The 19,068-nt window shown below is 61.7% G+C and carries 22 protein-coding genes; 15 read left to right on the top strand and 7 right to left on the bottom strand.

The window, feature by feature from the left end; genetic code table 11:
• Positions 1 to 12 precede the first annotated feature (12 nt).
• A complete protein-coding gene (locus L8K08_RS19780; protein WP_242199490.1) occupies positions 13 to 2,238 on the bottom strand; it encodes a DNA internalization-related competence protein ComEC/Rec2 in 2,226 nt (741 codons plus the stop codon).
• A 135-nt stretch (positions 2,239 to 2,373) separates the two neighbouring features.
• Here L8K08_RS19780 and L8K08_RS19775 point away from each other — a divergent pair, with 135 nt between their 5' ends.
• Positions 2,374 to 2,889: a DUF2062 domain-containing protein gene (locus L8K08_RS19775; protein WP_145164745.1), complete on the top strand. Its 516-nt coding sequence runs from the start codon at positions 2,374 to 2,376 to the stop codon at positions 2,887 to 2,889.
• Between the two features lie 5 nt (positions 2,890 to 2,894).
• On the opposite strand, the gene L8K08_RS19770 is transcribed toward L8K08_RS19775, so the two are convergent.
• Both L8K08_RS19770 and L8K08_RS19765 read right to left on the bottom strand, forming a co-directional pair.
• Positions 2,895 to 4,253, bottom strand: a complete 1,359-nt coding sequence (locus tag L8K08_RS19770) for a sensor histidine kinase (protein WP_242199531.1) — start codon at positions 4,251 to 4,253, stop codon at positions 2,895 to 2,897.
• Positions 4,240 to 4,965 carry a response regulator transcription factor gene (locus L8K08_RS19765; protein WP_242199487.1) on the bottom strand — a complete coding sequence of 242 codons (726 nt, stop codon included), beginning with the start codon at positions 4,963 to 4,965 and terminating at the stop codon, positions 4,240 to 4,242. Before L8K08_RS19765 ends, L8K08_RS19770 begins: the two co-directional genes overlap by 14 nt.
• Before the next feature lie 205 nt (positions 4,966 to 5,170).
• Between L8K08_RS19765 and L8K08_RS19760 the strand changes: the two genes are divergently transcribed.
• The 4 genes from L8K08_RS19760 to L8K08_RS19745 all read left to right on the top strand — a co-directional run bounded on the left by L8K08_RS19760 (position 5,171) and on the right by L8K08_RS19745 (position 9,921).
• Entirely contained in the window at positions 5,171 to 7,924 is a 2,754-nt protein-coding gene (locus L8K08_RS19760; protein ID WP_145164741.1) for a response regulator, read from the top strand.
• Positions 7,925 to 8,018: 94 nt separating this feature from the next.
• A complete protein-coding gene (locus L8K08_RS19755; protein WP_242199484.1) occupies positions 8,019 to 9,008 on the top strand; it encodes a 2-hydroxyacid dehydrogenase in 990 nt (329 codons plus the stop codon).
• Between the two features lie 71 nt (positions 9,009 to 9,079).
• The gene (locus tag L8K08_RS19750; protein WP_106579838.1) at positions 9,080 to 9,520 is read left to right on the top strand and encodes a hypothetical protein; all 441 of its coding nucleotides are present in this window, start codon (positions 9,080 to 9,082) and stop codon (positions 9,518 to 9,520) included.
• Positions 9,517 to 9,921, top strand: coding sequence for an META domain-containing protein (locus tag L8K08_RS19745; protein WP_145164738.1), 405 nt, complete (start codon positions 9,517 to 9,519; stop codon positions 9,919 to 9,921). Before L8K08_RS19750 ends, L8K08_RS19745 begins: the two co-directional genes overlap by 4 nt.
• Before the next feature lie 116 nt (positions 9,922 to 10,037).
• On the opposite strand, the gene L8K08_RS19740 is transcribed toward L8K08_RS19745, so the two are convergent.
• The gene (locus L8K08_RS19740) at positions 10,038 to 10,499 is read right to left on the bottom strand and encodes a TlpA disulfide reductase family protein (protein WP_197628999.1); all 462 of its coding nucleotides are present in this window, start codon (positions 10,497 to 10,499) and stop codon (positions 10,038 to 10,040) included.
• 117 nt (positions 10,500 to 10,616) lie between these two features.
• Here L8K08_RS19740 and arsC point away from each other — a divergent pair, with 117 nt between their 5' ends.
• From arsC to L8K08_RS19725, 3 genes are read left to right on the top strand one after another with little or no spacing between them, the layout of a single operon-like run.
• On the top strand, positions 10,617 to 10,970 hold the full coding sequence (arsC, locus tag L8K08_RS19735) for an arsenate reductase (glutaredoxin) (protein WP_145164734.1): 354 nt from the start codon (positions 10,617 to 10,619) through the stop codon (positions 10,968 to 10,970).
• Positions 10,967 to 11,581: an NAD(P)H:quinone oxidoreductase gene (gene wrbA / locus L8K08_RS19730; RefSeq protein ID WP_106579842.1), complete on the top strand. Its 615-nt coding sequence runs from the start codon at positions 10,967 to 10,969 to the stop codon at positions 11,579 to 11,581. Before arsC ends, wrbA begins: the two co-directional genes overlap by 4 nt.
• On the top strand, positions 11,565 to 11,984 hold the full coding sequence (locus tag L8K08_RS19725; RefSeq protein ID WP_242199482.1) for a DUF2069 domain-containing protein: 420 nt from the start codon (positions 11,565 to 11,567) through the stop codon (positions 11,982 to 11,984). Before wrbA ends, L8K08_RS19725 begins: the two co-directional genes overlap by 17 nt.
• Before the next feature lie 94 nt (positions 11,985 to 12,078).
• On the opposite strand, the gene L8K08_RS19720 is transcribed toward L8K08_RS19725, so the two are convergent.
• Positions 12,079 to 12,750: a DNA-3-methyladenine glycosylase I gene (locus L8K08_RS19720; RefSeq protein WP_179608636.1), complete on the bottom strand. Its 672-nt coding sequence runs from the start codon at positions 12,748 to 12,750 to the stop codon at positions 12,079 to 12,081.
• A gap of 67 nt (positions 12,751 to 12,817) precedes the next feature.
• Positions 12,818 to 13,642, bottom strand: coding sequence for a tRNA 2-thiocytidine(32) synthetase TtcA (gene ttcA, locus L8K08_RS19715; RefSeq protein WP_242199481.1), 825 nt, complete (start codon positions 13,640 to 13,642; stop codon positions 12,818 to 12,820).
• Between the two features lie 362 nt (positions 13,643 to 14,004).
• Between ttcA and L8K08_RS19710 the strand changes: the two genes are divergently transcribed.
• Together L8K08_RS19710 and L8K08_RS19705 are read left to right on the top strand one after the other, a co-directional pair.
• Positions 14,005 to 14,607 (top strand): Yip1 family protein, encoded by a 603-nt coding sequence (locus L8K08_RS19710; RefSeq protein WP_106579846.1) that lies wholly within the window; start codon positions 14,005 to 14,007, stop codon positions 14,605 to 14,607.
• 128 nt (positions 14,608 to 14,735) lie between these two features.
• Complete coding sequence (locus L8K08_RS19705; RefSeq protein ID WP_064454959.1) at positions 14,736 to 15,230, top strand: SprT family zinc-dependent metalloprotease; 495 nt, start codon at positions 14,736 to 14,738, stop codon at positions 15,228 to 15,230.
• A gap of 92 nt (positions 15,231 to 15,322) precedes the next feature.
• Here the strand turns inward: L8K08_RS19705 and L8K08_RS19700 are convergent, their stop codons facing one another.
• The gene (locus L8K08_RS19700) at positions 15,323 to 16,504 is read right to left on the bottom strand and encodes a CaiB/BaiF CoA-transferase family protein (RefSeq protein ID WP_242199480.1); all 1,182 of its coding nucleotides are present in this window, start codon (positions 16,502 to 16,504) and stop codon (positions 15,323 to 15,325) included.
• Positions 16,505 to 16,661: 157 nt separating this feature from the next.
• Here L8K08_RS19700 and tusD point away from each other — a divergent pair, with 157 nt between their 5' ends.
• Genes tusD through L8K08_RS19675 form a run of 5 tightly spaced genes read left to right on the top strand, consistent with a single transcriptional unit; the run spans position 16,662 to position 19,014 of the window.
• Complete coding sequence (gene tusD, locus L8K08_RS19695) at positions 16,662 to 17,054, top strand: sulfurtransferase complex subunit TusD (protein WP_145164727.1); 393 nt, start codon at positions 16,662 to 16,664, stop codon at positions 17,052 to 17,054.
• Between the two features lies 1 nt (position 17,055).
• Entirely contained in the window at positions 17,056 to 17,406 is a 351-nt protein-coding gene (tusC, locus tag L8K08_RS19690) for a sulfurtransferase complex subunit TusC (RefSeq protein WP_242199479.1), read from the top strand.
• Entirely contained in the window at positions 17,406 to 17,684 is a 279-nt protein-coding gene (gene tusB / locus L8K08_RS19685) for a sulfurtransferase complex subunit TusB (RefSeq protein WP_242199478.1), read from the top strand. Before tusC ends, tusB begins: the two co-directional genes overlap by 1 nt.
• On the top strand, positions 17,681 to 18,016 hold the full coding sequence (locus tag L8K08_RS19680; RefSeq protein WP_145164721.1) for a TusE/DsrC/DsvC family sulfur relay protein: 336 nt from the start codon (positions 17,681 to 17,683) through the stop codon (positions 18,014 to 18,016). The genes tusB and L8K08_RS19680 overlap by 4 nt, the downstream gene beginning before the upstream one ends.
• The gene (locus tag L8K08_RS19675; protein WP_242199477.1) at positions 18,013 to 19,014 is read left to right on the top strand and encodes a glycosyl transferase family protein; all 1,002 of its coding nucleotides are present in this window, start codon (positions 18,013 to 18,015) and stop codon (positions 19,012 to 19,014) included. The genes L8K08_RS19680 and L8K08_RS19675 overlap by 4 nt, the downstream gene beginning before the upstream one ends.
• Positions 19,015 to 19,068 lie beyond the last annotated feature (54 nt).

Raw genomic sequence — 19,068 nt, 5'->3', positions numbered from 1 at the left:
GGCGACGTTGATTTAGGGTAACGCTTCACGCCAGAAGCGGCGTTGACTGCGCGCAACTTCAGGTGGTTCAAAGGCGCCCAATTGCACACGCACGGCGCCTTGCTCGGCGCTGTCGTACACGCGACTGCCCAACGCCTGATAACGCGCCAGCACTTGCGGGTGCGGATGACCGAACGCGTTGCCACGCCCCCGTGAGATCAGGACCGATTTGGGCGCCAGCTGTTCCAGCAAGGGCCAGGATGAAGAACTGCGACTGCCATGATGCGGCGTATGCAGCCAATCGGTTCGTACCGCCAGGGGTGACGCGAGGAAAGCCCGTTCGGCAGCGCGATCGATATCGCCGGTCAACAGCAGGCGTTCGCCGTTGGCCTTTACACCCAACACACAGGATTTCGGGTTGCTGCTAGTGGCGCCAGGCCACTGCCACAGTTCAAACGCTACACCGTCCCACTCCCACTGCTCGCCACTGACGCAGGGTTGAGTATCGAGCAATGCCGGCAAGCCTTGGGTTTCTCCTCCGATCACCCGCTGGACTGCAAGCCCTTGGGCAACGGCTGGCGCACCGCCCGCGTGATCCGCGTGAGCATGGCTGATCACCAGCAGGTCCAGGGTGTCGACCCCGAGTTTTTTCAACGCGGGCAGCACCACGCGCGCGCCAAGATCAAACTCGCCGGAACGCGGCCCCGCATCGTAAAGCAAGGTGTGATGGCGCGTGCGCAGGATCAGCGCCTGCCCCTGGCCGACGTCCAGTTGCACCACTTCCACCCGCCCAAAAGGCACGGCCTGCCTGGGTGGAAAGACCGCCAGCAACAGCATTGGCCAGCCCAGCAGCCGGAACGGCACGCCTTGGGGCAGCAGCAACAACACCGCGCCCACCAGGCTTACACACCAATACACCAGGGGCACCTCGACCGGTATCCAGGCTGGCTGCTGGCTCGCCAGCAGCGTCAGCCCCCTGAAAAGCCCATCAAGTGCGCCGCCGGCCAACCACAGCAAGCTTTCACCCACAAACGGAATCGCCAGCAGCGCAGTCCCCAGCAGGGCCAATGGCAATACCACCAGGCTGATCCATGGCACGGCAAACAGATTGGTCACTGGCGCACTCAGGCTTACAGGCAACCCAAGCACCAGCAGGAGCGGAAACAAACCGATGGCAATCAACCACTGTGGACGCGTCCATGCGTGCCACAGACTCCATGGACCCAGGCGCCCGCTGAACGCCAGTACCAGCACCGCGACGGCCGCGAACGACAACCAGAACCCCGGCTGCAAACTCGCCAACGGCTCCAGCACCAGCACGGCGTCGAGCGCCAACAACAGTGGCCACCAGATCCCCAAATGCCGGAAACGCAGACGCCACAGCAATACCAGGCCGACCATCACACAGGCCCGTTGTACCGGCACACCAAACCCAGCCAACAGGCCGTAACCCAGCGCGGCGGCAAAGGCCAGGCCACACGCCCATGGCAGCCACGGCAAGGCTCGCGGCCAACAGCCGTGGCGCGCAAGCCCGGCCACCAGGCCGTAGATCAACCCCGCCAGCAAGCCGATGTGCTGGCCGGAGATCACCAGCAGGTGCACGGTTCCGGTGTCCTGCAATACCTGCCAGTCCCCGGCAGCCAGCCCGGAGCCATCGCCCAATACCAGCGCCGCCAAACCCGCCTCGCGCCCTTGGGCGTCCACCGCCGCCAAGCGTTGGCGGACAGCATCGCGCCAGGCATTGCGGGCTGGCGCCAGCCGCTGGCCGTCCTTGACCGATCCCGTGGCGCCGATGCGCTGGGCCAGCAGCCAGGCTTCGTGGTCAAAACCGTGAAAATTGAGCAGCCCCGCGGGACGCTTCAAGGTGATCGCCAGGCGCCAACGCTCACCACTCTTTACTGGCGGGCCACCGTGCCAGGACACCCGAATGCGCTTGGGTAAGCGGGCTGTGCGTGACCGGCTGTCGGTCAGTTCAAACCGTACGCCAGTGCTTGTCTGCTGCGGCAGGCCGGTCACGCGGCCTTCTACCCAACGCGTCTGGCCATCCAGCGCCGGCTTCAGACGGTCGTCCAAGGCCCACTGCGCGCTCAGGCACGCCCAGCCCAATCCGAACAGGAAAAAGGCCACCGGATAGGTGCGAAAAGGCAACAACATCAACGCAATCACCCAAATGGCCAGTAGCCATCCGGTAGGCGGCAGTGCGGGTAAAAGTCGCAACGAAAGCAGGCCAAGTCCGAGCGCAAACATGCCGATTTTCATGAATCATCCCTTGCAAGTGATCCACTCAGTCTTAGTCGCTCGCCCAGCGCTGCCGATGATGTTTTGTCACAAAGTCTGAATTTTCTGTTTATAGAATGCGGGCATACTTGCCCCTCGAACTGACCTGGACCCCTTATGCCCCGGCGCTTATTCAAACGGTACATGCCCGATCCCACGAGTATCAGGGAACACAAGTCTTTACGATTTCTCGGCACGTTGCTGCATGACCCCAACCTCTGGCACCTGAACCGGCACTCCGTTGCGCGTGCCATGGCGGTGGGCCTGTTCGCGGCATTCATCCCGATTCCGCTGCAGATGTTGTTGGCCGCGATCCTGGCGATTGTGGTGCGCGGCAATATGCCTATCGCCGTCAGCCTGGTGTGGCTGACCAACCCGATCACCATGCCGGTGGTATTTATCTGCACTTACCTGACCGGTGCCTGGCTGATGAACGTGCCGCCGCGCAGCCTGCCGGACAACCTCACCTGGGAGTGGATCAGCGGCCAGTTGAGCACGCTGTGGCAGCCATTCCTGTTGGGATCGGTGGTCGTGGGGCTGGTATTGGGCGCGCTGGCCTATTGCCTGACCATGGGCTATTGGCGTTGGTGGGTCGCGCATCAGTGGAAGAAGCGCAAACAGCGTCGCGCGTGAAAAAGCTAACGCGCCAGCAGACGCAAATGCACACGCAGGCCTTGCCCGGTATTTTCCGCCCACAAACGCCCGCCCTGACGCTGCACGGCATTACGGGCGATGCTCAGGCCCAGACCGAAACCGCCATCACCGGGCCGTGACCCTTCCAAGCGTGTGAACGGCGCAAAAATACGCTCCAGGTCACGCTCATCAATGCCGGCGCCCTGATCCTGGAGCCAGATATGCCAGTAATCAGCGTCTCGACAGCCATCAAGCTGCACCCGCCCATGCGGGGGAGAATGCCGAATGGCGTTACGCAGGATGTTTTCCAGCGCCTGAGCCAGCGCGTTCAGGTTGCCCTGTACCCAGCAGTCTGCGGGCAACCGGCAGGGTAAACGCGACGCCGGCCAATCACTTTCAAAGCAGGCGTTTTCCCTCAGCATGTCCCACAGGGCCGGGAGTTGAATATCTTCATTGGGCAACGGCGTGCGTTCGCTGTCCAACCAGGCTAGCTGCAGGCTGTCTTCCACCAGACGCTGCATGGCATCGATTTCCCGGCCCAGGCGCTCACGCAACTGCGTCAAATCCTGTTCACTGTCGCAGGCCACGCGCAAACGGCTCAACGGAGTGCGCAGCTCGTGGGACATGTCCCGCAACAGTTGTTGCTGCAACACCACCGTGCCCTGCAAGCGCTCGGACATATGGTCAAAGGCCCGGCCCAGTTCGCCCAGCTCGTCCTGACGGCTGGTGGCCTCACGCGACATGCGCGTATTCAATTGATCGGCGCGCCAGGCATTGGCCTGCTCACGCAATTGATTGAGGGGCATGATCAAAAGCCGATAAAGCCCAATACACAGCAACAGCGTAAACAGGCCGGGGATCACGCCATTGGTCACCACGCGCCAAAACAGTTGGTAGCGCCCCGGCATGAAACGTTGGGGCAGCTCAATCACCAGCGAACCCGCGCCTGGGTCGACCGGAAACGGGATTTTCATCCACGGCAGGCCTTTGACATGCCGGCTGACCGGCCACTCCAACCCGCGCAGAAAGGTCAGGCGCTGGCTTTCTTTGTCACTCAGTGGCGTACTGCTCAGAGACTGCAAGTCGTTGCCGATCACACCGATCCACGTGGCTTCACGCCTGGCCATAAGCGCTAACCAGGCATCCACACCTACCCTGCCCTGGGTACTCCAGGCCAGTTCGGCGCCCGCGGCATAACCCCGCAGAATCTCGCGCGACTCCTCGGCCACGTAGGCATTCTGCTCTTCCATGTAGCGGCCCCAGGACCAACTGAGCCAAATCATCAGCAAACAGAAAGCGATCAGCAGGCAGGCCAGTTTCCAGAATAACGAATGCTTGCCCGGCAACTGCTCAAAGCCCTTCATCATGGCCGCTCAGTACGTAACCCTTGCCCCACACCGTGCGCACTTCACACTCGCTGTAGCCGATGGCCTTGAGCTTGCGGCGAATCTGGCTGACATGCATGTCCAGACTGCGGTCGTGGGGCGCATAACCGCGCTGCAACACATGCTGATAGAGGAAGGCCTTGCTGAACACTTCGTCAGCATTGCGGTGCAGGGTTTCCAGCAGACGGTATTCGCTGCGGGTCAGCCCGGCACAGTGCGCCTGATAGAAGACGTCGCACAGCTCGTCGTCAAAGCGCAGCGTGCGACTGTTGTCGCGCACCGCCAGAGGCGTGGGCAGCGGGCGCCGGTCCAGGGCCACGCGGCGCAAGATGGCTTCAATGCGCACCCGCAGCTCGATCATGCTGAATGGCTTGGGCAGATAGTCATCCGCACCGAGGCGAAAGCCACTGATACGGTCGGCTTCTGCGCCCAGCGCCGACATCAGGATCACCGGGATCGCATGGCTCTGGCGCAGGTGGGTGAGGATCGACAACCCGTCCATCCCGGGCAACAGGATATCCATCAACACCACGTCGAACGCCTGGTCGCGGGCCATTTGCAGACCTTGCTGGCCATTCTGGCACCAAGTCACCTGGAAGCCACAGCGGCCCAGATGCTCATGCACATAAGCACCCAGCACAGGGTCGTCTTCGATCGTCAGGATACTGGGTGAGCCAGCTGCGGGAGTCATTAGCGTCTGCAAGTCATTCTCAATCGCTGATTATTCAAGATTAAACTGCCCCAGGCAATCGCCGCCCGGCTCTCAATGGCCCGAAGATTGCGGTATGTCATTAATTTGCGAGATTCCAGGCCGCGCAAATGGCTACACTGCGCAAGTGGCGTGGGCCGGATGCCCGCGCAGATAATCGAAAACAATGTGGTAGCAGGAGAGTGGCGTGCTTAGAAGAATGGGGATAAAAGGCCGCGTACTGTTGCTGACCTTATTACCGACCAGCCTGATGGCCCTGTTGTTGGGGGGGTATTTCACCTGGATGCAGCTCTCGGAGTTGCAAACCCAATTGCTGCAACGTGGCGAAATGATTGCCGAGCAATTGGCGCCGCTGGTTGCCCCGGCCCTGAGTAGCAAGAACACCGACCTGCTGGAACGCATCGCTACCCAGTCGCTGGAACAACCGGACGTGCGTGCCGTGTCGTTTCTGGCGCCAGACCGCTCGCCGCTGGCGCACGCCGGCCCGACCATGCTCAACCAGCCGCCCGTCGGTAACAGCTCCCACCTGCTGCAGCGCACCGGCAATGACGCCACGCGTTACCTGCTGCCGGTATTTGGCCGCCACCGCAACCTCGCCGGCGAGCTGATCCCCGATGAAGCCGACCGTTTGCTGGGCTGGGTCGAGGTAGAGCTGTCGCACAATGGCATGCTGCTGCGTGGCTACCGCAGCCTGTTCGCCAGCTTGCTATTGATTGCCATCGGCCTGATCTGCACCGCCGCGCTCGCGCTGCGGATCAGCCGCACGATCAACTCACCGATTGGCCAGATCAAGCTGGCCGTGGCCCAACTCAAGGACGGCAACCTGGAAACCCGCTTGCCACCCCTGGGCAGCCAGGAGCTGGACCAGCTGGCCTCGGGCATCAATCGCATGGCCGAAACCCTGCAAAATGCCCAGGAAGAGTTGCAACACAGCATCGACCAGGCCACCGAAGACGTGCGCCAAAACCTGGAAACCATTGAAATCCAGAACATCGAGCTGGACCTGGCGCGCAAAGAGGCCCTGGAGGCCAGCCGTATCAAGTCGGAGTTCCTGGCCAATATGAGCCATGAGATCCGCACCCCGCTCAATGGCATTCTCGGTTTCACCCACCTATTGCAAAAAAGCGAACTGTCGCCGCGCCAACTGGATTACCTGGGCACCATCGAAAAGTCCGCCGACAACCTGTTGGGCATCATCAACGAAATTCTCGACTTCTCGAAAATCGAGGCCGGCAAGCTGGTGCTCGACAGCGTGCCGTTCAACCTGCGCGATTTGCTGCAAGACACCCTGACCATCCTCGCGCCCGCCGCCCATGCCAAGCAGCTGGAACTGGTCAGCCTGGTGTACCGCGACACCCCGTTGGCGCTGGTCGGCGACCCGTTGCGGCTCAAGCAGATCCTCACCAACCTGATCAGCAATGCGATCAAGTTCACCCGCGAAGGCACTATCGTTGCCCGCGCGATGGTCGAGGACGAACAGGAGGACAGCGTGCAACTGCGTATCAGTGTGCAAGACACCGGCATCGGCCTGTCCAACCAGGACGTGCGCGCACTGTTCCAGGCGTTCAGCCAGGCCGATAACTCCCTGTCGCGGCAACCGGGCGGTACCGGCTTGGGCCTGGTGATCTCGAAACGACTGATCGAGCAGATGGGCGGTGAGATCGGCGTCGACAGCACGCCGGGCGAAGGCTCTGAATTCTGGATCAGCCTCAACCTGCCGAAAACCCGCGATGACGTCGACGATCTGCCCAGCGCGCCACTGCTGGGGCGTCGCGTGGCGGTGCTGGAAAACCACGAGCTGGCGCGCCAGGCCCTGCAACACCAACTGGAAGATTGCGGCCTGGAAGTGACACCGTTCAACACCCTGGAAAGCCTGACCAACGGCATCACCAGCGCGCATCAGACCGAGCAGGCCATCGACCTTGCCGTGCTCGGCGTCACGGCCAATGATATTCCGCCCGAACGCCTCAACCAGCATTTGTGGGACCTGGAACACCTGGGCTGTAAAGTGCTGGTGCTGTGCCCAACCACCGAACAGATGCTGTTCAATCAATCGGTGCCCAACCCCAACAGCCAGTTGCAGGCCAAACCGGCCTGCACGCGCAAATTGCGCCGCGCACTGGCCGACCTGATCAGCCCGCGCCCCTTGCGCAGCGAACCCGGCGAGCCGCTGTCCAGCCGCGCGCCGCGCGTGCTCTGCGTGGATGACAACCCGGCAAACCTGCTGCTGGTCCAAACCCTGCTCGAAGACATGGGCGCCAAGGTGCAGGCAGTAGAAAGCGGTTATGCCGCCATTGACGCGGTGAAACAGGAAACGTTCGACCTGGTGCTGATGGACGTACAAATGCCCGGCATGGACGGCCGCCAAAGCACCGAGGCTATCCGCCAATGGGAAAGCGAGCGCCACGGCACGCCATTGCCGGTGGTGGCCCTCACCGCCCACGCCATGGCCAACGAAAAACGCGCGCTGCTGCAAAGCGGCATGGACGACTATCTGACCAAACCCATCAGCGAACGCCAACTAGCCCAAGTGGTGCTGAAGTGGACCGGCCTGGCCCTGCGCAACCAAGGCCCGGAACGCACCAGCGACAGTTCGGGCACAGGCGTGAAACTGCTGGTACTGGACCATGAGGAAGGCCTGCGTCTGGCGGCCAACAAGGCCGATCTGGCCGCCGACATGCTCGCCATGCTGCTGGCCTCTTTGGAAGCCGACCGCCTGGCGATCACCGTCGCCCGCGAAGCCAAAGACAACAATGCCCTGATCGAGCGCGTCCACCGGCTGCACGGCGCCACCCGCTACTGCGGCGTGCCGCAATTGCGCGCCGCCTGCCAACGCGCGGAGACCTTGCTCAAGCAGGATGACGCCAAGGCCATGGCGGCCCTGGATGAACTGGACATGGCGATTGCCCGCCTGGCCAGCGAGGCGCGCGTCAGCGCCTGAGTTTATTTTATAAGCGCGGGCGCTTGCGGCGCGGGTTTGCTCCTGCCTTCAAGGGTCTGCGTTTGCAACTCGCAACTTGCAGGGAGCTTTTTTGATGCGCGTCATTCTTTTCAGCAGCCAGACCTACGACCGCGACAGCTTTCTTGGCGAGCCACTGCCGGCCGGCCTTGAGCTGCAATTTCAGCCTGCGCGACTCAACCTCGACACCGTGGCCCTGGCCGAACACCACGAAGTGGTTTGCGCGTTTATCAATGACGACCTCAGCGCCCCGGTGCTGGAGCAACTGGCCGCAGGCGGCACGCGCCTGATTGCCCTGCGCTCGGCCGGTTACAACCATGTCGACCTGCCCGCCGCCCAGCGCCTGGGCCTGACCATCGTGCGGGTGCCGGCCTACTCGCCCCACGCGGTGGCCGAGCATGCCGTGGCGCTGATTCTCGCCCTTAACCGCCGCCTGCATCGGGCCTACAACCGCACCCGCGATGGCGATTTCAGCTTGCATGGGCTGACCGGTTTCGACCTGGTGGGCAAGACCGTCGGCGTGGTCGGCACCGGGCAGATCGGCGCCACGTTCGCCAAGATAATGGCCGGCTTCGGCTGCCAATTGCTGGCCTGTGACCCTTTCCCCAACCCACAGGTGCAGGCCCTTGGCGCACGTTATGTGAGCCTGCCCGAGCTGCTGGCGCACGCGCAGATCATCAGCCTGCATTGCCCGCTGACCGCCGACAGCAAACACCTGATCAACGCCCGCTCCCTGGCGCAGATGCAGCGCGGCGCAATGCTGATCAACACCGGCCGTGGCGGGCTGGTGGACACGCCGGCGCTGATCGAAGCCCTCAAGGACGGCCAACTCGGCTACCTGGGGCTGGATGTGTATGAAGAAGAGGCCCAGCTGTTTTTCGAAGACCGCTCCGACCTGCCGCTGCAAGACGACGTGCTCGCACGCCTGTTGACGTTCCCCACCGTGATCATCACCGCGCACCAGGCATTTCTCACCCGCGAGGCCCTGGCGGCCATCGCCAGCACCACATTGGGCAATATTGCCGCGTGGGCCAAAGGCCAGCCGCAGAACCTGGTCGAAGGATGATCGGCGGTCACATACCAGGCTCATGATAGGCCGGCACCCGTGATAGGATGCCGCGCCTATTTGGAGGATCCATGGCCGAACACGATTTCCGCTTCAGCTTGCTGAGCCCGCAACACACCCTGATCGAATGCCGCGCCCTGGTGCCGGGCCGTTATCAAGTCACCGGCAACGGTGGTTCGATCAAACACGGCGACGTGCTGATCGTCACCCTGCGTGGCAGTAAAACCCTGTCGATGCGCCTGACCGTCGAAGGTGATGCGCGCTACTCCATCCGCCCGGCAGGCCAATGGGTCGCCATGGCCCAGGGGCCGAAATTCGGCGAGCTGGAGATTCATACCTGGAAGGTCAACTGCGACAGCTGCGACACCGTGCTGGAATTTGAATTCGCGGTAGAAACCAAGCTGACCAAAGAGCCGCTGCAACCTGCCGCCAACGCGCGCATCAAGGCATTGGGCTGGGCCAGCGAAGGCGACAAGCACCGTTGCCCTAAATGCCAGCAGGCCGCGCAATGAAAGGCCTGCTGCTGCTCGCGGCCGTCGGCATGGGCCTGACCGGCTGCGCCGGCGATGCGGTGAAGCTCAAGCAAGATCACAGCTACGTGGTGGAATGGATTGGTGAACGGCCGCTGATGGATTACGCGCACCTGACCGTCACCCTTGGCGCCGATGGTCGCGCCTACGGCAATGGCGGTTGCAACCACTGGTTTGCGCCGTACACCGTTGAGGGTGACAAGCTGAACTTCGGCAAGATCGGCAGCACTCGCAAACTCTGCGCCGAGGCCTTGATGGAACAGGAGCACCGCTTCTTCCAGGCCCTGCAAGGCGTCGAGCGTTGGGATATTTCGCCGATTGAGCAGACGCGTTTCTGGCCGGCCGAAGGCAAGCCTATTCGGCTATGGCTTGAAGAAGGCTGATCGACTTCATTGCACACCGGTTTTGCTGTGGGAGCTGGTTTGCCTGAGACAGCATCGACTCGGTATCACAGGCATACCGGGTCGCCTGCATCGCAGGCAAGCCCGCTCCCACACAGTTAACCGCGTAGGGCTTTGAGCTTGGCGAGCACGCCTTGCGCCGTCTGCTCACCCATCAACTGCTCGCGCACCTTGCCCTTGTCATCAATGATGTAGGTCACCGGCAACGCCTCGCTGCGCGGGATATCGAAAATTTCTTCCGGGTTCTGCGCCAGTACGGTGAACTTGATCCCCAGCTTCTCGCTGGCGGCCTTGAGTTCTTCACCCTGCACATTGTCAAAGTTGACCCCGAAAACCCCGACGTTCTGCCCTTTGAGCTGCTCGGCCAAGGCATTGAGTTCCGGGATCTCCGTGCGGCACGGGCCACACCATTCCGCCCAGTAATTGACCACCACCCACTGTTTGTCCAAGCGTTCTGACGCGACCTTCTTACCGTATTGGTCAACGCCGTAGTCGTTACCGCAGCCGCTGAGCAGCAGGGTTGTGATGATCGCCAATGCACCGATCAGTCGCCTTGTCATGGGGTAATCCTTCGCAAAAAAATGAACGTTGGCTGCGACCTATCGCCTCTTACGGTTTAAGGACAGGACGCTGCGCAGGTAGAATACCCGCCACCTTACGCAAGATGCGACCCGCACATGACCGATCTGACGCTTTATCACAACCCGCGCTGCTCGAAATCCCGCGGTGCGCTCGAACTGCTGGAAGCTCGCGGCCTCACACCCACCGTCGTGCGCTACCTCGAAACCCCGCTGAACGCCGCGCAATTGAAGACCCTGCTGGGCAAGCTGGGCATCAGCGCACGCCAATTGCTGCGCACCGGCGAAGACGAATACAAAGCCCTCAACCTGGCCGACGCCAGCCTCAGCGAGGCGCAACTGATCGCCGCGATTGCCGAACACCCGAAGCTGATGGAACGCCCGATCCTGGAAACCGCCGATAAAGCCGTCATTGGCCGCCCGCCGGAAAACCTGCTGGAGCTGCTGCCGTGACCGCGCCGTATGTGCTGGTGTTGTATTACAGCCGCAATGGCTCGGTGAGCGAAATGGCCCGCCAGATTGCTCGCGGTATCGAGCAGGGCGGGATGGAAGCCAGATTGCGCACCGTGCCGGCGATTTCCACCGAGTGTGAAGCGGTGGCGCCGAGCATTCCCGACGAAGGCGCGCTGTATGCCAGCCTCGATGACCTGAAAAATTGCTCGGGCCTGGCCCTCGGCAGTCCGACCCGCTTTGGCAACATGGCCGCGCCGCTCAAGTATTTCCTCGACGGCACCAGCAACCTGTGGCTGACCGGCGCCCTCGTCGGCAAGCCAGCCGGCGTGTTCACCTCCACGGCCAGCCTGCACGGCGGCCAGGAAACCACACTGATGTCGATGCTGCTGCCATTGCTGCACCATGGCATGTTGATCACCGGCCTGCCCTACAGCGAACAAGCACTGCTCGACACCCAGGGCGGCGGCACGCCGTACGGTGCCAGCCATCACTCGGGGCCCGACGGCAAGCGCATGCTCGACCAACACGAAATCACCCTGTGCCGCGCCCTCGGCCTGCGCCTGGCCACCACCGCCATGCTGCTGGAGAACGGCCGTGGCCAGAAAGCCTAAGACCCTGCCGCCCCAGGCGTGGCTGGAACCACGGGTCAACGTCGCACGCGTGCTCAGCCTGCTGGCGTTTCTTGGGCTGGTGGGGTTGCTGTGCGGGTATTACCTGTTCGTCGCCGACCTGCACGGCGCCCGCCCGTGGGTGATTCTGCTGATCGAACTGGTGCCGCTGCTGGTGCTGGCGCCGGGCATGCTGCTCGGCAGCGCACGCGGGCATTCGTGGACGTGCTTTGTGGTGAACTTGTATTTCATCAAGGGCGCGCTGGCGGCCTATGACCCGAACCGGCAGTGGTTCGGGGTGCTGGAAATGCTCGCGAGCCTGGCGGTGTTTTGCACGGCATTGCTGTATGTGCGCTGGCGGCATCAGTTGAATCGGCGGCTGGCGGCAGATTTGCAGCCGGCTTGAGGACCGCTATCGCAGGCAAGCCAAGTCCCACATTTTGACCGCGCCGCTGATCTAATGTGGGAGCTGGCTTGCCTGCGATAGGATCAACTCGGCCTCAATGATTCACTGTGTAAGCCAGCATCATCGACAACTGACACATCGGCCGCCCACTCTCGGCGTGCCATTGGTTGAACGCGCCCTGCACCGTCGCCAAATCCCGCAGGCTGGTCGGCACTTTGTCGACGATCTTCTGCGCATTCAACGCCGCCACCACGTCATAGCTCGGTACAAACGTGTCCTTGCCCACCATGCGTAAAAAACGCGGCGCCGACAGCCCGCCCAACTGGTGGCCGTGCTTGCTCAGGTACTTCCACAGACCGACGATATCGGTCACCGGCCAGTCGGCAACAAACGCGCCGAAGCTGCCCTTTTCCTGCTCAATGTCCAAAATCATCTGCGCATTGCGCGGCACGCTTTTGAGCTTGCCCAGGTGACGAATGATGCGCGCGTCCTGCATCAGGCGCTCCAGGTGTTCGGCGCCCATCAGCACGACCTTTTCCGGGTCAAAACCGAAAAACACCTGCTCGAACGCGGGCCACTTGCCATCCACCACGCTGTGCTTGAGCCCGGCGCGAAATACCCGCAGCGCCAGGGTCGACAGGTAGCGATCGTCACTGATTTTGCGCAGCTGTGCCGGGGTCTTGGGCACAGGCAGGTGGGCTTCCAACTCGGCCGCTGAACCAAAACGGTTCAGACAATATTCGTGCAGCCACTTGTAATCGCGCATGCCCTCTCCTGGCAATTGAATTGAAGACGGCGCCCGTAAGCGCCGTCTTTCAGAGCGTTGAAACGTGTTAGAGGTTCACAACATTGACAAAGCGCGACGCGGCGCTCTCATCGATTTTCAGGCTGGTGAAGTCGAACAGGTTGCGGTCGGCCAGCTGCGAGGGGATCACATTCTGCAGGCTGCGGAAGATGCTTTCAGTGCGGCCCGGGGTCTTGCGCTCCCAGTCCAAGAGCATTTCCTTGACCACCTGGCGCTGCAGGTTTTCCTGGGAGCCGCACAGGTTGCACGGGATGATCGGGAATTGCTTGAAGTCGGAGTAGGCCTGGATGTCTTTCTCGTTGCAATACGCGAGCGGCCGGATCACCACGTTGCGGCCGTCATCGGCGCGCAGCTTGGGCGGCATGGCCTTGAGGGAGCCGTTGAAAAACATATTGAGGAAGAACGTCTCGACGATGTCATCACGGTGATGACCGAGGGCCATCTTGGTTGCGCCGATCTCATCGGCAAAGGTGTAGAGCGTGCCACGGCGCAGGCGCGAACACAGCGAGCAGGTGGTCTTGCCTTCGGGGATCAACTCCTTGACCACCGAATAGGTGTCTTTTTCGACGATGTGGTACTCGATGCCCAGCGCTTTCAGGTAGGCAGGCAATACGTGCTCGGGGAAGCCCGGCTGTTTCTGGTCCATGTTGACAGCGACGATCTCGAACTTGATCGGCGCGACCTTTTGCAGGTGCAGCAGCACGTCGAGCATGGTGTAACTGTCTTTGCCGCCGGAGAGGCAGACCATGACCTTGTCGCCGTCCTCGATCATGTTGAAATCGGCGACCGCTTCACCGGCCAGGCGACGCAGGCGTTTTTGCAGTTTGTTCTGGTTGACCGTAAGAGTGCCCATGGCGCTTGGATCCGCTAGAGGTGTGTGACGAAAAGCCGGGCATTTTACCTTCATGACCGACCGAGTTCCATTGTGGGAGCTGGCTTGCCTGCGATGGCGGTGTCACACAACCATTAAAATTCGCTGGCCCACCGCTATTGCAGGCAAGCCGACCTTCACAGTGGACCGCGTCATTACTGACAGACCTCACCGCGATTAGCGCCACTCTTTACAGCGCAATTTGCTCTAAAGCCCTACAGTTTTTCCGGTCATCACTTCCTATACTGCGACGTAAGGTCGCACAACTATCCGGGACCTTTGAGGCCTTTGGCCCGTGGGCGCTCCGATGGGGGGCGATGGTAATAACGACAGGAGTGACTGGCATGATCCATCACGTCGTGGGGCTGTTTACCCATCCCGACCAGGAATGGCGGGAAATTCGTGGCGATAAGGAAGAAAGTATCGGCCACATGTACCTGACTCACACCCTGATTCTCGCGGCGATCCCCGCCGTTTCGGCGTTTATCGGCACTACCCGGGTGGGCTGGGTTATCGGCAGCCGCGCGCCGGTGATGCTGACCCAGGAAAGCGCCCTATGGATGACCCTGATGTCGTACGCGGCCATGCTCGGCGGCGTGGCGGTAATGGGCGCGTTCATTCATTGGATGGCCCGCACCTACGACGCCAGCCCCAGCATGGCGCGGTGCGTGGCATTTGCCACCTACACCGCGACCCCGCTGTTTATCGGTGGACTGGCGGCGTTGTATCCGCATATGTGGCTGGGCATGGTCGTCGGCACGGCCGCCATCTGTTACACGGTGTACCTGCTGTATGTGGGGCTGCCGACGTTCATGAGCATCGACCCGGACGAGGGGTTCCTGTTTTCCAGCTCGGTGCTGGCGGTCGGGCTGGTGGTACTGGTGGCGATCATGGCGTTTACCGTGATCGTCTGGGGTTTGGGCGTAGGCCCGATCTACACCAACTGAGCGGCTGACACCGCAGGCAAAGCCACCGCAAGGTGGCTTTGTGCGTCATGCATGACCATTCGGCGCCTGACAGATTCGGAAACACCTGCTTTTGCGGCATACTGGGCGCCTCTGGAGAGATGGTCAGCATGCCCGAGCAACTCAATACCCGCGTCGAAGATTGTTTCCTGCAAGCCGAATCCTTTTTTAAACGAAGCTTCAAACGCCCCCAGGTCAGCCTCAAGCTGCGGGGCCAGAAGGCCGGTGTCGCGCATTTGCACGAGAACCTGCTGCGCTTCAACCCACAGCTGTACCGTGAAAACAGCCAACATTTCCTCAAGCAGACCGTGGCCCATGAGGTTGCGCACCTGATCGCCCATCAATTGTTTGGCGAACGCATCCAGCCCCATGGCGAGGAATGGCAATTGATCATGCGCGGGGTATACGAACTGCCGCCGGATCGCTGCCACACCTATGCAATCAAGCGTCGGCAAGTCACGCGTTACATCTATCGCTGCCCGTGTGCCGACAGTGATTTCCCGTTTTCAGCCCAGCGCCATGGGTTGGTGAACCAGGGGCGACGGTATTTGTGCAGGCGTTGCCGGCATACCTTGGTGTACACCGGGGAAACCCGGGTGGAGTAAGGGCCTCTTCGGGAGCAAGCCCCTTCCCACATTTTTGAGCGTGCTGCCGATCAAATGTGGGAGCTGGCTTGCCTGCGATAGCGGCCGAGCAGTTAACCAATCACTTTGGCCCGCCGCAATTCTGCAATTCGTTGCGCACTGAGCCCCAGCTCTTCCAACACTTCATCCGTATGCGCCCCCACCGCCGCCCCAATATGCCGAGGCTCCGGCAACCCCTCTGAAAATTTCAACGGGCATGCGATTTGCGCCTGCGTCGAACCATCGCCGCGTGGCACTTGGCTGATCAGCGTCCGCGCCTTCAACTGCGGGTGCTCCACCGCTTCACTTAAACTCAATACAGGCTCAACACACGCATCCACCCCGGCAAACAGCTCGCACAACTGCTCAAAGCTGCGCTTTTCAAACTCGACCTGCAGCGCCAGCTTCAGGGCTTTTTGCTGTTCCGGCCTGGGCGACAGGCCCTGCGCCGCCAACTCCGGCCGCCCCAGCGCCGCGCACAGTTGCTGCATAAACGCAGGCTCCAGGCTGCCGACCGACATCCAGCGCCCGTCGCGCGTGCGGTAGTAATCATAAAAGCTGCCGCCGTTGAGTACCTGAGTCTCCCACTCCGGCTCGACCCCACAGGCCAGGTAACCCGCGCCGGCCATGGCGTTCAGGCTGAACGAACAGTCCGTCATGCTCACATCCAGGTGCTGGCCAGCGCCGCTGTGCTGAAGCGCTATCACCGCCGCCAGCAACCCGACCACCGCGTGCAGCGAACCACCGGCCACATCCGCCAATTGCACGCCCAGCGGCAGTGGCCCGCTGTCCTGGCGCCCGGTGTGGCTGGCAATGCCGGCCAGCGCCAGGTAATTGATATCGTGCCCGGCGCGGTCCTTATAGGGGCCAGTCTGGCCGTAGCCGGTGATCGATACGTAGATCAGCCTGGGGTTGATCGCCTTGAGCGCCGCATAACCCAGTCCCAAACGCTCCATTACGCCGGGGCGAAACTGCTCAAGGACGATGTCGTAGTCCTTGACCAGCTCACGCACGATCTCCAGCGCCTCAGCCTGCTTGAGGTCCAGCGCCAGGCTGCGCTTATTGCGATTGAGGTAGGCGTGGCTGGCCGACGTGCCGTGATCATGCGGTGGCAGGACGCGCAACAGATCCACGCGCGTAGGCGATTCGATCCGCAGCACCTCGGCGCCCATGTCCGCGAGCATCAAGGATGCGAACGGGCCAGGTAGCAAGGTGGAAAAATCCAGCACTTTGAGGGACGCCAAGGGACCTGACATGGAGACTCCATTTCGGTTTCGAATGCCCACAGCGTAGGCAGGCTTGATCCTACCGGCAATCGTCAGAACGATCAGCGAGGGTGACCGTTTTGATCACGGCGGGCTTTTTCGACGCGGCGGCTTTATCATTGGCCCACGTTTGCTTGCAGAGTGTTCCATGAAGTTCGCAATTGCGCTGTTTTCCGCCGCCCACGCGCCCTCCTCGCGCCGCGCCTTGCTGTTTGCCCAAGCGGCGATTGCCGGTGGGCATGAAATAGTGCGGCTGTTTTTTTATCAGGACGGCGTGTACAGCGCCTCCAGCAACATCGTCGCGCCCCAGGATGAGCAAGATATTGCCCGGCAATGGCGCGAATTTGTCAGCGCGCACCAGCTGGACGGCGTGGTGTGCATTGCCGCCGCCTTGCGCCGTGGCGTGCTCAATAGCGAAGAGGCCACGCGCTATCAACGCAGCGCGGTGAACCTGGATGCTCCGTGGGCCTTGTCGGGCCTTGGGCAATTGCACGATGCCGCGCAGGCCGCCGACCGCCTGATCTGTTTTGGAGGGCCGTGACATGTCCAGATCCTTATTGGTAATCAGCCGCCAGGCGCCGTGGTCCGGGCCAAGCGCGCGCGAAACCCTGGATATTGTGCTGGCGGGCGGGGCGTTCGACTTGCCGATCGGCCTGCTGTTTATGGACGACGGCGTGTTTCAACTGGCGCCGCAGCAAAACGCCAACGCCGTGCAGCAAAAGGATTTGAGCGCCAACCTGCAGGCGTTGGGCCTGTTTGGCATTGATGACGTGTTCGCCTGCGGCCACAGCCTGGCCGAACGCGGGCTCACAGCCCCTGCCAGCGCCCAGGCACTGAGCAACGACGCTATTTGCAAATTGATTGACCGTTACGACCAGGTGATTACCCTCTGATGTCGACTTTACATGTGGTTTCTCATTCACCGTTTACCGATAGCCGCCTCGCCAGTTGCCTGCGCGTATGTGGCAGTGCGGACGCGATTCTGCTGTGCGGCGACGGCGCCTACGGCCTGCACAACGCGGCGCTGCAAACCAGCGGCGTGAAGGTTTTTGTACTGGCCGAAGACATGCAGGCGCGCAACCTGCCGCTACCGGACTGGGCCGACAGCGTGGACTACCCGGGTTTTGTGCAGTTGTCCATCGACTACGACAAGGTCAACAGCTGGCTATGAACACCCTGACCGTAGGCGAACGCACCCTCGAATTGGACAAGGACGGCTACCTCGTCGACCTCAATGACTGGTCTGCGGAGGTCGCCAACGCGCTGGCCGCCGCCGAGCCCCTGGAATTGACCGCCGCCCATTGGGAAATCCTCGAACTGCTGCGCGGGTTCTATGAAGAGTTCCAGCTGTCCCCGGCCACGCGCCCACTGATCAAGTACACCGCCTTGAAGCTGGGACCGGAAAAGGGCAACAGCCTGCACCTCAACACACTGTTCAACGGCACTCCCGCCAAACTCGCCGCCAAGTTGGCGGGCCTGCCCAGGCCGACGAATTGCTTATGACCGACTTTGCCCCGCTGACCTTTGAAACCCCTGCCGAGCACCCGTTTGCGCAGTTCGTGCGCATCCTGGGCAAAGGCAAGCGCGGCGCGCGCAACCTCACCCGTGAGGAAGCCCGCGAAGCCATGGGCATGCTGCTCGACGAAAAAGTCGAGGACACCCAGCTCGGCGCCTTCCTGATGTTGCTGCGCCACAAGGAAGAAAGCCCGGAAGAGCTCGCAGGTTTCACCCAAGCCGTACGCGAACGCCTGAACGCGCCGGCGCTGAAGGTGGATGTCGACTGGCCAACCTACGCCGGTAAAAAACGCCATCTGCCGTGGTATTTGCTGGCAGCCAAGTGCCTGGCGCAAAACGGGGTGCGCATTCTTATGCACGGCGGCGGTGCGCACACCGCCGGCCGGTTGTACACCGAGCAATTGCTGGAAGGCTTACAGATCCCGTTGTGCCGTAACTGGCAGCAGGTCGAAACAGCCCTCGAACACGGCAACCTGGCGTTTATCCCCCTGGGCGACTGGGCACCACAACTGCAACGCATGATCGACCTGCGCAACACCTTGGGCCTGCGCTCGCCGATCCACTCGCTGGCGCGCCTGCTCAACCCGCTGAATGCGCGCTGCGGCCTGCAAAGCATTTTCCATCCCGGTTACCAGGGCGTACACCGCGATGCCAGCGGCCTGCTTGGCGACAATGTGATCGTGGTCAAGGGCGATGGCGGCGAAGTCGAGATCAATCCGGACACCATCAGTCACCTGTATGGCACCACTGGCGGCCAAAGCTGGGATGAAGAATGGCCCGCCCTCTCCGCCCAACGCCACGTCAAACCTGCCAGCCTGGAACCCGAACACCTGAAAGCCGTGTGGCGGGGTGACGCTGAAGACAGCTACCCGCAACTGGCACTGATCGCGACCATGGCCCTGGCATTACGCGGCATCGGCCATCCGCGAGAGCAGGCGTTTGCATTGGCCCAGCAATACTGGGATGCGCGGGACAAATCGATTTAATCGATCATTCCCCCGCAGTCTTTGCGCTTTTAGTTCGAACTCATCCCTTTACAC

Origin of the sequence: Pseudomonas sp. TREG-RG-20F-10-E-6-01 (genome assembly GCF_022662455.1) — a bacterium.
Lineage (GTDB): Bacteria > Pseudomonadota > Gammaproteobacteria > Pseudomonadales > Pseudomonadaceae > Aquipseudomonas.
This window is presented reverse-complemented; position numbering and strand designations above follow the sequence as displayed.

Excerpts from the sequence above, each read along its gene's own strand:
- tusB (WP_242199478.1), top strand. The coding sequence starts at position 17,406 with ATGTCGACTTTACATGTGGTTTCTCATTCACCGTTTACCGATAGCCGC.
- L8K08_RS19700 (WP_242199480.1), bottom strand. The coding sequence starts at position 16,504 with ATGTCAGGTCCCTTGGCGTCCCTCAAAGTGCTGGATTTTTCCACCTTG.
- L8K08_RS19710 (WP_106579846.1), top strand. The coding sequence starts at position 14,005 with ATGATCCATCACGTCGTGGGGCTGTTTACCCATCCCGACCAGGAATGG.
- L8K08_RS19705 (WP_064454959.1), top strand. The coding sequence starts at position 14,736 with ATGCCCGAGCAACTCAATACCCGCGTCGAAGATTGTTTCCTGCAAGCC.
- L8K08_RS19750 (WP_106579838.1), top strand. The coding sequence starts at position 9,080 with ATGGCCGAACACGATTTCCGCTTCAGCTTGCTGAGCCCGCAACACACC.
- L8K08_RS19765 (WP_242199487.1), bottom strand. The coding sequence starts at position 4,965 with ATGACTCCCGCAGCTGGCTCACCCAGTATCCTGACGATCGAAGACGAC.
- L8K08_RS19740 (WP_197628999.1), bottom strand. The coding sequence starts at position 10,499 with ATGACAAGGCGACTGATCGGTGCATTGGCGATCATCACAACCCTGCTG.
- tusD (WP_145164727.1), top strand. The coding sequence starts at position 16,662 with ATGAAGTTCGCAATTGCGCTGTTTTCCGCCGCCCACGCGCCCTCCTCG.
- arsC (WP_145164734.1), top strand. The coding sequence starts at position 10,617 with ATGACCGATCTGACGCTTTATCACAACCCGCGCTGCTCGAAATCCCGC.
- L8K08_RS19675 (WP_242199477.1), top strand. The coding sequence starts at position 18,013 with ATGACCGACTTTGCCCCGCTGACCTTTGAAACCCCTGCCGAGCACCCG.
- L8K08_RS19680 (WP_145164721.1), top strand. The coding sequence starts at position 17,681 with ATGAACACCCTGACCGTAGGCGAACGCACCCTCGAATTGGACAAGGAC.
- tusC (WP_242199479.1), top strand. The coding sequence starts at position 17,056 with ATGTCCAGATCCTTATTGGTAATCAGCCGCCAGGCGCCGTGGTCCGGG.
- ttcA (WP_242199481.1), bottom strand. The coding sequence starts at position 13,642 with ATGGGCACTCTTACGGTCAACCAGAACAAACTGCAAAAACGCCTGCGT.
- L8K08_RS19755 (WP_242199484.1), top strand. The coding sequence starts at position 8,019 with ATGCGCGTCATTCTTTTCAGCAGCCAGACCTACGACCGCGACAGCTTT.
- L8K08_RS19770 (WP_242199531.1), bottom strand. The coding sequence starts at position 4,253 with ATGAAGGGCTTTGAGCAGTTGCCGGGCAAGCATTCGTTATTCTGGAAA.
- L8K08_RS19720 (WP_179608636.1), bottom strand. The coding sequence starts at position 12,750 with ATGCGCGATTACAAGTGGCTGCACGAATATTGTCTGAACCGTTTTGGT.
- L8K08_RS19780 (WP_242199490.1), bottom strand. The coding sequence starts at position 2,238 with ATGAAAATCGGCATGTTTGCGCTCGGACTTGGCCTGCTTTCGTTGCGA.
- L8K08_RS19745 (WP_145164738.1), top strand. The coding sequence starts at position 9,517 with ATGAAAGGCCTGCTGCTGCTCGCGGCCGTCGGCATGGGCCTGACCGGC.
- L8K08_RS19775 (WP_145164745.1), top strand. The coding sequence starts at position 2,374 with ATGCCCCGGCGCTTATTCAAACGGTACATGCCCGATCCCACGAGTATC.